Annotated in this window: 14 protein-coding genes; 5 read left to right on the top strand and 9 right to left on the bottom strand. The window is 62.2% G+C overall.

Annotation, left to right across the window (positions count from 1 at the left end; genetic code table 11):
* Nucleotides 1-1278: type IV secretory system conjugative DNA transfer family protein (locus HUN39_RS18225; RefSeq protein ID WP_175095862.1), on the top strand; the 1278-nt coding region annotated here is incomplete at its 5' end.
* 63 nt (nucleotides 1279-1341) lie between these two features.
* Here HUN39_RS18225 and HUN39_RS18230 read toward each other — a convergent pair.
* The 7 genes from HUN39_RS18230 to HUN39_RS18260 form a co-directional block, all read right to left on the bottom strand.
* Complete coding sequence (locus HUN39_RS18230; protein WP_175095863.1) at nucleotides 1342-2241, bottom strand: ArdC family protein; 900 nt, start codon at nucleotides 2239-2241, stop codon at nucleotides 1342-1344.
* 387 nt (nucleotides 2242-2628) lie between these two features.
* The gene (locus HUN39_RS18235) at nucleotides 2629-2922 is read right to left on the bottom strand and encodes a DUF3761 domain-containing protein (protein WP_175095864.1); all 294 of its coding nucleotides are present in this window, start codon (nucleotides 2920-2922) and stop codon (nucleotides 2629-2631) included.
* On the bottom strand, nucleotides 2919-3599 hold the full coding sequence (locus HUN39_RS18240; protein ID WP_175095865.1) for an SOS response-associated peptidase: 681 nt from the start codon (nucleotides 3597-3599) through the stop codon (nucleotides 2919-2921). Before HUN39_RS18240 ends, HUN39_RS18235 begins: the two co-directional genes overlap by 4 nt.
* Before the next feature lie 15 nt (nucleotides 3600-3614).
* Nucleotides 3615-3953, bottom strand: coding sequence for an invasion associated locus B family protein (locus HUN39_RS18245; RefSeq protein WP_175095873.1), 339 nt, complete (start codon nucleotides 3951-3953; stop codon nucleotides 3615-3617).
* Between the two features lie 98 nt (nucleotides 3954-4051).
* Complete coding sequence (locus HUN39_RS18250) at nucleotides 4052-5998, bottom strand: helix-hairpin-helix domain-containing protein (protein WP_175095866.1); 1947 nt, start codon at nucleotides 5996-5998, stop codon at nucleotides 4052-4054.
* Entirely contained in the window at nucleotides 5995-6822 is an 828-nt protein-coding gene (locus HUN39_RS18255; RefSeq protein WP_332310794.1) for a PP2C family serine/threonine-protein phosphatase, read from the bottom strand. The genes HUN39_RS18250 and HUN39_RS18255 overlap by 4 nt, the downstream gene beginning before the upstream one ends.
* Nucleotides 6804-7481 (bottom strand): vWA domain-containing protein, encoded by a 678-nt coding sequence (locus HUN39_RS18260; RefSeq protein ID WP_154454027.1) that lies wholly within the window; start codon nucleotides 7479-7481, stop codon nucleotides 6804-6806. Before HUN39_RS18260 ends, HUN39_RS18255 begins: the two co-directional genes overlap by 19 nt.
* 191 nt (nucleotides 7482-7672) lie before the next feature.
* Between HUN39_RS18260 and HUN39_RS18265 the strand changes: the two genes are divergently transcribed.
* Both HUN39_RS18265 and HUN39_RS18270 read left to right on the top strand, forming a co-directional pair.
* The gene (locus HUN39_RS18265; RefSeq protein ID WP_175095868.1) at nucleotides 7673-8008 is read left to right on the top strand and encodes a helix-turn-helix domain-containing protein; all 336 of its coding nucleotides are present in this window, start codon (nucleotides 7673-7675) and stop codon (nucleotides 8006-8008) included.
* The gene (locus HUN39_RS18270) at nucleotides 8001-9248 is read left to right on the top strand and encodes a type II toxin-antitoxin system HipA family toxin (RefSeq protein WP_175095869.1); all 1248 of its coding nucleotides are present in this window, start codon (nucleotides 8001-8003) and stop codon (nucleotides 9246-9248) included. The genes HUN39_RS18265 and HUN39_RS18270 overlap by 8 nt, the downstream gene beginning before the upstream one ends.
* Nucleotides 9249-9385: 137 nt before the next feature.
* On the opposite strand, the gene HUN39_RS18275 is transcribed toward HUN39_RS18270, so the two are convergent.
* Both HUN39_RS18275 and mobC read right to left on the bottom strand, forming a co-directional pair.
* Nucleotides 9386-12352, bottom strand: a complete 2967-nt coding sequence (locus HUN39_RS18275; protein WP_175095870.1) for an LPD7 domain-containing protein — start codon at nucleotides 12350-12352, stop codon at nucleotides 9386-9388.
* Entirely contained in the window at nucleotides 12349-12756 is a 408-nt protein-coding gene (gene mobC, locus HUN39_RS18280; protein ID WP_175095789.1) for a plasmid mobilization relaxosome protein MobC, read from the bottom strand. The genes HUN39_RS18275 and mobC overlap by 4 nt, the downstream gene beginning before the upstream one ends.
* Nucleotides 12757-13173: 417 nt before the next feature.
* Between mobC and HUN39_RS18285 the strand changes: the two genes are divergently transcribed.
* Nucleotides 13174-13572, top strand: coding sequence for a hypothetical protein (locus tag HUN39_RS18285; RefSeq protein ID WP_175095871.1), 399 nt, complete (start codon nucleotides 13174-13176; stop codon nucleotides 13570-13572).
* An 11-nt stretch (nucleotides 13573-13583) separates the two neighbouring features.
* Nucleotides 13584-13984: nucleotide-binding protein (locus tag HUN39_RS18290; protein ID WP_175095872.1), on the top strand; the 401-nt coding region annotated here is incomplete at its 3' end.

Below are 13984 nucleotides of genomic sequence, written 5' to 3' on the forward strand. Positions count from 1 at the left end.
GTCCTGCTGCGCAATCTGCCGGGTCTCGATGAGCCGCATCGGCTGCTGCTGATGCTCGATGAATTCTTTCAGTTCGGCCGCATGCCCGAAATCGTCGATCGCGCGCCGCTCGTCGCCGGCTACGGCTTTCAGATCGCCGTCATCGCCCAAGGCCTGACCCAGCTCGACGTTCGTTACGGCAAGCCGACGCGCGACATGCTCATCGGCAATATGGACGTGAAGCTGCTCATCGGCGTCGGCGATGAGACGACGGCGCGCTACTGCGCCGAGGAACTCGGAAAACACTACGTCCGCCGCGAAGGATGGGGCACGTCGGTCGGGGCCGGATTCGGCGGATCACAGGGCAGGGCGACGCGCACGACGCAAGGACGGTGGGAGCTGGAGCCGCTGATGACGAGCGAGGCGATGCGCCGCCTCGAGGCGACCAAGGCGGTGCTGCTGGTGCGCGGCGAATATGGCGCCGTCGTCGACAAGGCGCATTTCTTCAAGGAAGCCAGGTTCAAGCGACGGGTCGAGGCCTCGCGGCGGTTCGCGCATCGGATCGCCATTCCTGACGTGACGGACGCGGAGGGCGGCGAAATCGAAACGGTCACCCCGGGCGCGACGGGCGGCTTCAAGCATCTTGTGGCGAAAGATCGTGTCATGCGCGAAGCGCGGGCGCTCTATCTCGACGCGTCGGCCTTCGAGACGGCGTTTGTGCGCGCGATGACCGAAGCCAGGAACGCCGCTACTGCGGATCTGCTGAATGTGCTGCGGATTGAGCCGACGCGATTTGGCGAATTACGCGCTAAGCGAAAAGTGATCTTCCGGAAGACGCACTCGCCAGAAGCGGCGACAGCCGCGCTGAGGCAGGAAGTCTATTCGGCGCGTCGGCTGTTGAATGATGAACGAGCCCAACTGGTGCCGACGATTGGCGCGGCTGCCCCGCCGCCAGGGACAGCGGCTGTGGCCACCCCGGCGATCGCCAGTCCCGGGTCGATAATCGCGCCGCACATCGGCAATGGCGCGCCGTCCAGTGACGGCGGCTTGCCTGAGAGGCCGTCAGTTCCGATTGGCTACGACATGCTGGACCGATTGATTGAGGTAAAGGGACAATCCGAGATCGCGGCTGGCGTCGTGAAGTCGGCCACGGCGCGCGCCGCGAAAGATGACGCCGCGACACTCGGCGCGCTTGTCGATGCGTTGAGCGTTCAAGCCGAGCTGTTCTTGGATACGCCGACGCCCGGCGATCTAACGGCGCTGACCAGGGCTGTGGAAGCGGAGACCGCTGAGCAATGATCGAATGGTCTACGCCTGCGAGCGCCGCCGCGTTGTCATTCCGCCGATTGTTGATTCGGCGCCCTACGGGCGCTCGCCGACGAGGGACGTCAGATAATTCGCGGCCTGCTGCGCCTTGGAGGCGGCGGTGAAAATTGCCTTCTTGTCGGCCTTGAGCACGGTCAGCCAATTGGCGATGTAGCTCGCGTGATCCGGGCGAAGCGCCTGCGTGACTCCGAGATCCGCGCAGAGAAACGCCGCGCCGAGTTCCGCGACAAGCTCTTCCATTGCGTAAGCTTCCGAGCCGAAGCGATTTTTCAGATCGCGCCCGCAGCGTGAGGCGTGTCCCGTCCAGTGCGTCAGCTCGTGCATCAGCGTCGCGTAAAAGGCTTCGCCTGCAGACATGGTCTCGCTGCCGGCGAAGCGGGTGCGTTCGGGCATCAAGATGTCATCGGTCAAGGGGCGATAGCAGGCCTTCGTCCCGGACTCGGTGACGCGGGCGCCGGTCGCGGCGAGGAAGCGCTCGGCCTCTTCGATCGGCGAGAAGAGGGGCGTGGCGGGAAGCGTCTCCTCGGGCGCCGCGTCGCCCTCCACCTGGTCGGCGTTGAAGACATAGCTCGCGCGCGCGAACAAGCGCTCGGACGTCTCGGACTCGGCAGCGTCCTCTCGGTTGGCCTCGACGGTGAACGTCTTGTAGAAGACGACAAGCGAGGATTTTTCGCCCTTCCGGACCTGACAGCCCTTCTCCTGCCACTGGCGATAAGTGCCCCAGATGGGCTGGGCGTAGCCCTGATGCAGGGCGGCAACCCAGAGGGCGAGGACATTGACGCCATTATAATGTTTGCCGGAAGCGATGTTACGCGGGCGGCCGGATGCGCCGCCACGATTCCAGGGGAGGCGGAACTCTCCTGCGCCGTCTTCGATGGCGGCGATGATGCGGCTGGTGATTTCCTGATGGATGTCGAGCTTGGGTTCGCGGGACATGAGGGCTTTCCTCTTCGGTTGATCGGCCGCGACCGCCGCGACCTGATCGGTCGCCGAAGAGGCAGGGGGCAGCACAGGGCCGCACCCGCAGGGCTGAAACGAAGTGGAAGACGGCAACGCCGTTGCGGCGCGGGGACCCGCCTGCCAGGCATAGACCGATGATTCAGGTCGAGCGGCGCAGGCCGGGGCAAAGAAAGCGGTAAGCAGTTCGCGAACCTACTCGGACGACCATGGCATGGCGCCTATTCAGCGCGCCTTCGATTGGGTTGAGGCGGAAGCGACAAGCGGTTCCGCACATCGGGTGAACGGAACGGCTGACGTTCACGCCAAAGGCCTGCCGCTGATCGAAGCGAGTAGGTCCGCTTCTGAAACGCGAGCGTCGCGCTTTCAACGCAACCACTCTCCGACGCCGCCATGCCGCGAGCAAGTTCCACTGCGAGAATGGGAAAAGCTATAGGTTGAATCGCGACAACGCGCGCTTGCGCCATCCGGCGCGCCGCCGGTGATGCTATGTGCTGGCGCGTGAACATCCTCGCCGCTCGAATTGGAATAGTGGCCATGTTCCTGTAGCTGCGACTCAATTGGCGTTCCAGGCGCGAGTTCGGGCTTGAGCGGCGACTTCGCGAGCGCAAAGCTCGCACTCAATAAAAGTCCAAGAGCTATAAAAATTGCCCGCGTCACAGGAGCACAGTCTCAACGGGATCAACAAGCGATGCATCGTCGTCCCCGGCGCCTGCCTTGTTGACACGAGTCGACACAATCCATTCATTCAAGGAATCTTCCGGGGGCGCGCGTAGGAGCGCGCCTGGATCATCGCGGCGCATCCATGCGTTGGCGTCGCGCCAGTCGAGAATGACGGGCTGCCGATCATGGAAACGGTTCATCCAGTTGTTCGCCGCGCCGACAATAATTGTTGCCGATGTGAGAGGCTCGCCTGTGCCAGGATGCTTGGCTTGCTCCCACAATGCGGCGAAGGCGAGCGGTTCACCGGACCGCGCCGAAAAATAGTGCGGCGTTTTCGCCCCCGCTTTGCCCGTCCACTCGTAAAAGCCCGAGGCGGGAATGATGCAGCGTCTCGTCTTGAAGGCTGTTCGGAACATAGGCTTCTCGGCGACCGTCTCCGCACGGGCATTAAACGTTGCAGGAAGATCCTTGAGCGGCTTCTTCCACCATCCGGGCACGAGCCCCCAGCGCATCTGGACGAGCTCGTTGCCGCCCGTCTCCGCAGGCCGAAGGACCTCGATCTGGGTCGTCGGCGCGATATTGTAGCGCGGCGCGAGGTTGCGGGGCTGCCCGATCAGGTCGGCAAGCCTGTGCAACTCTTCCCATGAAAGGCGCTGTGTGAAACGACCGCACATGATGATGCTCGCAATTCACTTCAAAGCTTTATATCCATCCGCGAAGCCGTCGAGCGAGAGAACATGCCGAAGCCCTTCGCCGGGACGAATGTAGATCGTGATGATGATATTCTTGCCGGTCAGAAGCTTGCTGATCACATCGTCGCTGATCGGTCCTTCCGCGGCGCAGCCGATCGGCGCACACTTGAAGAAGGGAAGCTTACCGATCTCGTCCTGATCGACTTTCATCCTCGCGCCTTCCAGCAGAAACGTGTCCAGCGGCGCAATGATTTGAATGACAGCGTTGGGACTTGCCGGAATTTTTACAAAAGTGACAATGACTTGAACGTCGGCAGGGCAATGGCGACTAGGAATTGAGCGCGCGCGCTACAGTTCGGGCGTAGCATCATCGCCATAGTTCAACTCCTCCAACGCGCATCTTTGCCCCTCGACTTCCTGGTTGAAAAAATATTCTAAATTGCGCTCAGGTCAGCCTTGGCTTGCGCGAGGACTTTCCCAGCTTGTTCGATGCTTGGCTTCAAGGCGATTCTCTGAGCCAGAATGTGATCACGAATTTTTGTGAGCGCCTGCGGCCCGTTGATCAGGCTCTGTTCCAATTTTTGTTTCATATCGGCGACGTCGCGATCGAGCGCGGCGATGTCGCGGGGATCGACACCTTTGGAGGCGTCGAATCTGAATCCGCTTTCGGCGACTTGGCGCCACTTCATCAGTTCGCGCGTGAGCGCCGGTCCGAAGCCTGGCACCTTCGTGATGTGGGCTTCGCTGACGTCCCAAGCCGTTTCTATGTTGTAGCTGGCAAGCATTGCTTTCCGGCCCGGGCCGATTCCGGGGATCTTGGCCGGTTCGATCTGGATGGCTTCGAGATAACGTTTTCGCTGATCGCGCTCGCGTGCTCTCTCGAGTTCCTGATAGCGGCGCCGACGCAGGTTCGGGAGATCCAAAAGCTGCTCCTTTTCATGTTGCAGTTGGCGTAAGTGGGTCGTGAACCGTTGGTCGCTGGCATCCTGATCCCAGCGTGCCTTCAACGTCTTGAAGTGACCCTCGGCGCGCACCACCGCGTCGCGGAACTTGGCGCTCTCCGAGCCGTCTCCCGATTGCTTCGAAACGCCTGACAGAACGAACAGACCGCCAACGATCCAGATGAACGCTGCGGCGGGCATGGCGCCCATCAAGACTACGATAATGGCGATCAATCCGGCATATTTCGCGGCATTCCTAAACCCGCGTTGTCGTCCCAGAGCGAGAGCCTCCTTTGACGGCGCCGTTTTATTCCAATCGGGCAGATTCGGCGCCGGGCCGGGCGACGGGATCGCCGCTATTCTGGCCCATACCGAGCCGACATCGATCCTGCCAGTAATGCCGCCTAGTGGCGCGGTCTTGATCACGAAACTGAACAGAACGGCGCCGGTCGCCGCCTCCAATCTGCACCACGGACAATGATCAAGCCCGCCAACGTAATAATGAGAAGCGTTGATGCGACAGGCCTTGGTCTGCTTCTCCAGGTTATCCAGATCCGCGACCCATTCCTTTGCGGTTGGCCGACGGCCATCTTGTACGCCGCTCTGTGCGAAGGCGCGTTCGATCAGCGAGGCGATAGCCGGGGAGGCAATGCCAATGGGTGGCACGTTCGGAGGCGGCTCCATTTGGAACGTGGAACTGTTGGCGCCGTATGCGAAGCGGAATTCCGCAATCGCTTTCTCGATGCTCATGTCTCCGCGCCCGAGGAACCGGCCAGCGAACGGGTGGCGTCCCATGAACAACAGATGGAAAATGAGGATCGCCAGCCCAAAGTTATCGTGGTTCGGCGTTCGGACGACGCCGCGGAAACGTTTCCCCTGAAGCTCAGGCGGCGTGAACGTCGGCACGCCGACCTCGCAAAGGTATCGACGCGCGCCGACACTGACTTGGAACGAGTCGCAATCGATCAGACGGACTGTCGCCTTGTCCGAGACGCAGACGCCGCCATGGTTGACGTCGCCGATCACGCACCCGGTTTCGTGAATGGCGGCGAAAGCGCGGGCCGTATTCGCGGCAGATCGGATTAGAAACCGCCAGTCCGCGGCAGGAAACTCGGCCTTGCGGCTGCGTGGACTGTAGAGGTTGTGGATGTCCTTGTGGCCGTCGACGCGCGGCATTAGCAGGCCCACAGGCTTGCCGTCGGTGGAGCGCAACAGATCTAGCGGCCATGCGGCCAACGAAAGCAGGCGGTCGTTTTGCAACGACGCCATCGTCTCGATCTTGGATGCCTTTTCCGAGGAGACGTCTTGATGATAGAGCTTCGCTACTTGGCCGCTTCGGTCTGCGATTTCGTAGACGGTGCCTTCTCCGCCTCGTCCAAGCAGTCGTCCGAGAGTAACAGATCCCTTGGAATCTCGGACCTTGGGCAGCGGCTTTGTCATTGTGACGCTTCGGCAGGGCGTTCAGCCGCCTCGACTCTTGTCGCGAGGATGAGGGTCTTGTCGTCGTCGGTTCGGTCACATACCGCGGGCGAGGATAGGTACCGCTCCAGCCCGCCGGACAATGCGACGTCGAGGCCTTCTGCCGTCGACAATCTCACGGGACCGAAAATCTTCTCGAAGAACGGGGCGTGGACGCTCTTGGTCGCATAATGCAGGACCAGAGACTCGATGCCATCTGTGAATAGCGCGACTTCGTCAACCTTCCTTGGAACGAGGTCGAAAGCCATACGGTCCGCGGCGCCGCTCTCCGTGACGAAAAAGGTCGAATTGGCGTAGACGCCTCGTTGCGGCCAATGCACCCATGCCCATTCGCCTCCCTCGTCGGCGACGACCATCGCGCCATCGCCGACCTGCAAGAAAGCGGCGCCGTCCTCCCCGATGACGGCGACGAGAAGAGTGCACGCGTAATCCCGCAGGGTTGTCCCCGCGTCCGTGGCGCGAAGGGAGATGGCCTCCTGGACCATTTCGACCCAAGAGCGGGCCTCGTCGAGGCAGAGGTCCGAGACTCGTCCCCCGCGAGCGAGGAAGACCTCGACGGCCTCTACGATGGTTCGGCATGCCAAATCGGACCCTTCGTCCGCCAAGGCGGCGCTGCCGGCTCCATCTGAAACGACGAGCGCTATCACCGTTCCGCCGTCGCGGTCCGTCAGGACTTGGCAGGCATGGCTGTCTTGACAAACCGTCCCTTGCTTTACATGCGACGAACCAATCGCCGAGGCGGCTGCAATCCGCCATCCGCTATGGTTCATCCGGCAAAAGCCCATCCGTCAGGCGCCGTCGGGTTCGCGAGCGGCACGGCGTCGCCGGGTTGCGAGTGAGATACCGACCCGAGCGAGTTGGAGAGCCACTGGAAGAGTTCGCGAAACTGCAAACCTTTCAGCTTCAACGGCTGACGGACGGAGATCTGAGCAAGCGTTTCGAAATTGGCTCCTTCGACGCCGACCGCATAGAATTGGAAAGCCTTGGATTGTTCGCCCTCGCGAACCATATCTGCGGCGTGTCGCCAAGAGTCGGTCGGTCCGCCATCCGTGATCAGGAAAATCCACGGGCGGTAATAGGCGACGCCGTTACTCTTGTAGACTTCCTTTCGTTGCCGGACGAGTTCGAGTCCCTGAGTTATTGCGGCGCCCATCGGGGTATCCCCGATTACCGACAGCGTCGGCGGGACGAATATATCGGCGGTCGCAAATTCCGATATCGTTTGGACGGGGCCAAAGCCCACGATGCCGATTTCGACTCGCTTGGCAGCGAGACTGTCGCTCATCAATTCGTCCTTGAAAGCAATCAGGCCGGCATTCAGCTCGTCGATTGGTCGGCCCCGCATGGAAACGGAAGTGTCCAGCAGCAAAAGACATGGACAACGCGGCTCCGGATTGTCGGTGAAATCATCCGCGTTGAATGGGATCTGATCGAAACTGGACATTCGGGCCTCCTTGAAACTTTCGCCATAATGACTCCATGCATTTCCGGATCGTCAAGGGACCGTCCGGTCGCCGCGCCTGCGTCTCGAATGGGAGGTAACGCCTCCGATCGCCGACGGACCGGCGCTTCCATCTAGGCAAATTGTAATCTTCGTGCTACACAATTATGTTTTCTGTAGCGTCAAGGCTCCAAATGCCCACTCCTCACAATCCTCCCGCCGCAGTGCGCCGTGCGCTACGCCAGCTCGGGGCGGACATTCACGACGCCCGCCGACGCCGGCGGCTGCCGATGGCGGTGGTGGCCGAACGCGCCTTCACCTCCCGATCGACCCTGCAAAGGGTCGAGGCCGGGGACACCAACGTCAGCATCGGCATTTATGCCGGAGTCCTCCAGGCGCTTGGGTTGCTCGACGGGCTGAGCGAAGTCGCCGACATCGGCAATGACAGCGTCGGCCAAGCGCTTGCGAGCGCCGACCTGCCCAAGCGCGTCCACCTCAAGCGACCAAAGGGATCGCCTCGCGATGGCTGACTTCGAAGTCGACATCGATCTCAAGGGACGCACGCGCCCGGTCGGAAGGGCGAGGAGCAATCGCGTCCGGGGCGTGGAGACGATCCTCTTCGAATATGACGACGCCTGGCTCGATGACGCGGACCGCTTCTCGCTTCAGCCTGCTCTCGCATTGACCCGCGGCGCCTTCGCGCCTCCTGCCGGTCTCGCGACTTTCGGCTCGATCGGAGACTCTGCGCCAGACACCTGGGGTCGGCGGTTGATGCAGCGTGCGGAACGTCGGCTCGCCGAACGCGAAGGCCGCGCTGTCCGTACGCTCACGGAAAGCGACTACCTGCTGGGAGTCGCCGATGAGACCCGGCTCGGCGCGCTCCGGTTTCGTCGGGTCGGTAACGAGGTCTTCCAGGCGCCGATCGGGGCAGGCGTGCCAGCCCTGATCGAGCTTGGTCGTCTGCTCCAGATCACCGAGCGGATTCTCCGGGACGAGGAAACAGACGACGACCTTCAACTCATCTTCGCGCCCGGCTCCTCCCTCGGCGGCGCGCGGCCGAAGGCGTCAATCATCGACCAACACGGCCATCTCTCCATCGCCAAGTTTCCCAAGGAGACCGATGATTACAGCATAGAGACCTGGGAGGGGATCGCGCTGCGGCTGGCCGGCCAAGCCGGCATCGTCACGCCGCAACATGAACTCGTCGACGTTGCCGGCAAAGCGGCCATGCTGTCGCGACGGTTCGATCGCCACGGCGCGATCCGCCTCCCGTTCCTGTCCGCTATGGCGATGATGGGCGCCAAGGACGGCGAGCGTGGCAGCTACCCCGAGATTGTAGATGCCCTTGCCCAACATGGCGCGCAGGGAAAGGCCGACGCCCACGCACTCTACCGGCGCGTCGTCTTCAATGTGCTGATCTCCAATGTCGATGATCATCTGCGCAACCACGGCTTCCTCTGGCTCGGCAAGGCAGGATGGTCGCTCTCGCCCGCCTATGACCTCAATCCGACGCCAACGGACCTCAGGGCGCGCGTACTGACGACAAACATCGACCTCGACGAGGGCACGTGCTCGCTCGATCTTCTGGAGAAGGCTTCAGAGTATTTCGCGCTGACGCTGCCGCAGGCACGCGCAATCATCAAAGAGGTCGCGGCGGTGACGGCGACATGGCGTGACGCCGCCAAGGCTGTCGGAGCGCGCTCGGCCGAGATCACCCGCATGGCCAGCGCTTTTGAGCACGATGATCTCAAGCGGGCGCTCGCGCTTTGACCAGTCCGTCCTGTTTCCTCGCAGACCATTGGGTTCTGCGCCAGGCGCGCCGATCGACCTCGCTGCCGTCGACCTCGTCGAAGACATGACCAGCTGAGCGCAGGAGGAGCGACCTGAAGCTGCAGGTCCGAGCAACACTATCGGCTTTCGCCCTCGGATTCCGACCGCCTAGGCTGCGCCAGCTCGCGATTGATGCGCGCCGCGTTCTCCTGGTCGACGCGCCGCTGCTCTTCCTCCTGTTTCAGAACGCGCGACTGCTGCTCGCGAAGGTTCTGCATCTGCTCGCTCTGTCGAGGATCGGCCGGCATTTCGCGGCGCGTGTTGTCCTCCATGGATCGATCCGCTTCGCGCGCGCTTGCGGCCTCGGCCTGCGCGCGATAGGGCGTCTGCTCGTTCGTTTGCGCGTCATGGGCTTCTTTCGCTTCCCTGGCGCGGTAAGCCTGTTCCGTTTCGCGCGCCGCTTCGCGATCTACCCGCCCCCGAATCTCCTGTAGGCGAATATCGCGCTCGGCCGCCGTCGAGGTGGGACCTTCGGCGCGGGCAGGCTCGTCTCGTTTGTCTTGCCGCTCCATCGGCGCGGCCTCGTGCCTTTCATCGGGCTGCGCCTGGCCTTCGGCAATCCGCGCGCGGTTTATTTCGATCTCGGCGCGCAGTTCGCGAATGCGATCCTGCATGTCTGGATTTGTGACTTTATAGCCATGCTCGGCGGCGAGCCGCGCAACAGTCTCCTTATAAGCGTCGCTCCCGGTGATGTTGAGCGTTTCCCACTTTTCGGACGCCACTTTGAGCGCGGCGTTGACGGAATCCGCGTTATCCCAGTCGCGAATATCGAGCTGCTTCCCATTGTCGACAAAGGCAAGGGTTTGCAGCGCGCCGGTCGCATCGTGTCGGTGGTAATGGATCTCCTCGCCCTTACGCTCGAACGTGATAATCGGCCCGAGGTCACGCGCGGGCTCCGGCTTCACGTAGCGGTCGCCCTGCACATCCGCCTTTTGCTGTTCGAGATTGGTTTGCGCGGCGATGGCTTCGTCGGCCTTGTCGAGCAGCCGGCGCGACTGTTCGGCGAATTGCGCGCGCGCCTCATCGTCGGGAAGCGCCTTGTCGATTTTCGTAATCGTATCGGCCATGCTGTCGCGCGCGGCGATCATCGTTTCGGCTGTTCGCATGGGTCCTGTCTCCTCTGCGTCGGTCGAGGGCGCGCGACCTCGTAGAGCGCTCTCGGCGCGTTGCTGAAAATGCGCGACGGCGGCGCTCAGCGCGCCGTCCAACGGTCGGCTTTGAGCGCTGATGGCGCGCGGCACGACAAAAACCTTGCCGGGCTGCGTGCGTGAGGATTTCAGCTCGGTTACTCGAGCGGCCGGCACGTCCACATAAATTATCCGTGCGGCGACACCTGGCTTCGCATAAGCCGCAGCCGTCTCCATATCGGCGGCAAACAGTGCGCCGCGTCGATCGCCGCCGCTGTCGAGACGATAAAGGCGCACCGCGCCCGGCGCTGGCGGCGGCGATCGACGCGGCGACAGGGCGGCGACGTTCCGCCATTGGCGGGCGGCATCCTGCGCGCGCCGCCGGCCTTCCTCGCGCGTCGGTCTGTGAATTTCCCGGTTTTGCACGCACTCGACGCGCCGGCGAACGCTCGCCGGCGCAATACCGCGCGCCATCATCTTCACGTCTTTAAGCTTGTAGGCCGGCGCGTGCGCCTGATCGAACCGCCGGACATTCTCCATGGCGATCCCGCGGGCACGGGCTTCGGCCGCGAGCGTATCGCGCCAGCGCGAAAAATCCTGAATTTTTGGGTCGAGCCGCTTGCCGTCGTCCCGGACAAGTCGAACCGCCGCATGCACATGAATATGCTCTCGGTTCGTATGCATCACGAAAACATACTCATGTCCGGCAAACGCGTGCGCCAGCGTCGCCCGCGCGGCGTCCATAAACGCCTCTTTGTCCGTGCCGGGTTTCGCGCTCAAAATGACATGCGCAAAGTCGCGCGGCGCGCTCGATCGCATATGCGGCCGCCAGGATTTGGCGATTTCGAGGCTGATATTGGCCTCACGCGATGCGGCGCGCGGCGGGCGGTTCGGCCGCTCGCGCGCGAGGCGCTCGGCTTCATCTTTGAGCGCACGGCCGTCCGGCCCAAAGACCTCGATCTCACCGCCGCGGGTAAGTCGGGCCAGCGCCGTCGTGGCGCCCTCGACCCCATGCGCCCATTTCGGGTCGGTAAATTCGGCATCCCGGCCGAATGCGCCCTCCAACCGATCGCGCAAACCGTCAATCGACCGCTGATTGTCGTAGATCCGGTGAAGCCGGCCGCCCGCATTGCGCTCGCGACTCGCGGCCGTCATGACGATGTCGACGCGGCTATGCGCGCCATGCTGCGAAAGCCGCCATGCATAGTGATGGCCGCGAAGAGCCTCCGTAAGCGCGTCTTGCGCCTGCGTTGCCTCCAGCCTGCGGTCGAACCGCATTGCGAACTGCAGCAAGTCGTTGGACGGCGCGCGGCCATCTTCGGCGCGCCACGTGGCGGCGAAGTCGGCGACGGAGCGCTGCCCGGTGATCATCAACCCATCATGGCGCTCCAGCGTCAGTTCGCCCTTGTCGCTCTGATAGTTCAGAAGCGATTTCGCCCGTACCGCGCCAGAACCGAAACTCGCGAGCTTGACGACCGCCGCCTGCGAGCCGGCCGCAAGATTAGCCTTCGCGATCAAGGCGGACCGCACGGATGCGATCGCTGCGCCCGTCGCCGGCGCGCGGCCGCCCAGTGCCGGCGATGAGGGTCGCGCCGTTTCCGCAACCGCGGCGGGCGCACGCGCCGAGACGTCGGTCTGCGAAACGCTGCCCTTCGCTGCGACCGCGCGCTTCACGCGCAATTCATCGTCGGCCCGGGACTTCTCGCCTGGCGCCGGCGCGCGCGGCCCTGTGTCCGGCCGCTCGTCGTGTCGGGGCCGGGGCGCCGCGCGCGAGCTGTTGGCTGTTTGCGCGCGGTAACGCTCAGCCGATTGCACCGCAGCCGCAAGATCGTCCAGCGCCACCCGATTCTTCGCCGCAAGACGACGCTGCAAGCCTTCCGTCAGAATCGAAAGATCAAGCGCCGCGAGAGTCGTCATGAGGCGCAGTCCTTCTCGATCGCCGTCTCGGCGCGTCTCCGCGCTCGATACGTCAATGACGCGTAGAGCGCGTCGAGCGCCCGCATGATCCCATGCGCTTCGATAAGCCACGCGCGCACATTCTCTCCCGGGAAAGCGTTGCCCGCGTTCATATGATGAACGGCTTGATTGAGATTAACGCCGATCGCGCGCAGCTGTCGCGTCAATTCGACGACTTCGACGCGTCCTTCGCCGTCAAACGTCGGCCCCATGTCGCTGGCCGCGCGAACCATGCGACGCAGCGCTTCTGTTGTCGTCAGATTCCTCGCTTCGCAGAATGACAGAAACGCCGCCGCCTCCGTCTCATCGACGCGGAAACCGATAAATCGCGTCTTGCGCCGATCGTAATGTCGCTTGTCCGCCATTCGTCGATCGTCCTTAGCGTCCGGTTTGCCTTTGGCAAACTGCCGGACGCGAACATGGCCGGCGCGGCGAGCGCACATAAAGAATTTGTTTCACAAAATCCCTATCCTGCCATTCATGACCACTCTTCGCTTTGCATAGCCGAAAACCCTCATTTTCTCAACGTTTTTCAATGGGTTTGGCAGATTTCAAGACAGTCTCGAACCACTCTCAGTGCACTATCAAGACAGTCTCACGAGGCTCTTAGATTAACATCGAAAGCGTCTCACACAGAGACCCCAACGGACTCGCATAACATTATCACCGTCGCATCGGGCGCATATCAGATCAATCTCCAAGATGCTCCGCGTCTTTGTCATAAAGGTCTTGCGTAAGGAAGGGAGTGGGTCTAAACAGTTGCCATTTTATTAGAGGCTCGCATGAAGCTGACCGGTGAGGACCTGCAGCGTCTGAAACAAGGGATCAACGCGCTAAAGCCGAACCGCCGGCTCACACTGCGCGAACAAATTGGTGCGATCTACGCGCCCTTGATGAAGGCGAAAGGTCGCGGACTGACAAATGCTCAACTTCTCGACTACCTGAGAGAGCAGGGCATTGTGATTTCAGCGCCGTCGCTGTTTCGGGTGTTGAAGCAGCTTGCGGAACAAAGAGCCCAGCGCGGCGCGAAGCGGGGAAGCCATCACTCCAACGCTAATGGGAAAAGGCCCGCGCCGAGCTCCCCGGAATTAACAAGGCCCGTATCCGTCGAGACTACCGAGACTGAACCTGTGCCGCGCGCGTCGTCTTTCCGCGTGCGCCGCGACCGCGATGAAATCTAGGAGATCGGTGAATGGATAAGGCGATTTACATGGTCGGCGGCAGCAAGGGCGGCGTCGGCAAGTCCATGGTGACAATGGCGCTCATCCATTTTCTGACGGCGCGGGGCGAGGCGGTTGTCGTGGTCGACGCTGACACCTCGAATCCTGACGTCATGCAGAACTATGAGAAGGAGATCCCGTGCGAGGGCGTCAATCTGGACGATGCTGACGGCTGGATTCGGCTCGTCAATCTCTGTGACGAAAACGCGGATAAGACCGTTATCGTCAATACGGCGGCGCGGAACAATCAGGGAGTAGGGGCCTACGGCGTCACGCTGAGCGGCACGCTCGACGAGCTGAAGCGGCGATTGGTGACCTTGTGGGTTGTCAATCGTCAGCGGGATTCGTTGGAGCTGTTGCAGGATTTTCTCGA

Origin of the sequence: Methylocystis silviterrae (genome assembly GCF_013350005.1) — a bacterium.
Taxonomy (GTDB): Bacteria; Pseudomonadota; Alphaproteobacteria; order Rhizobiales; family Beijerinckiaceae; genus Methylocystis; species Methylocystis silviterrae.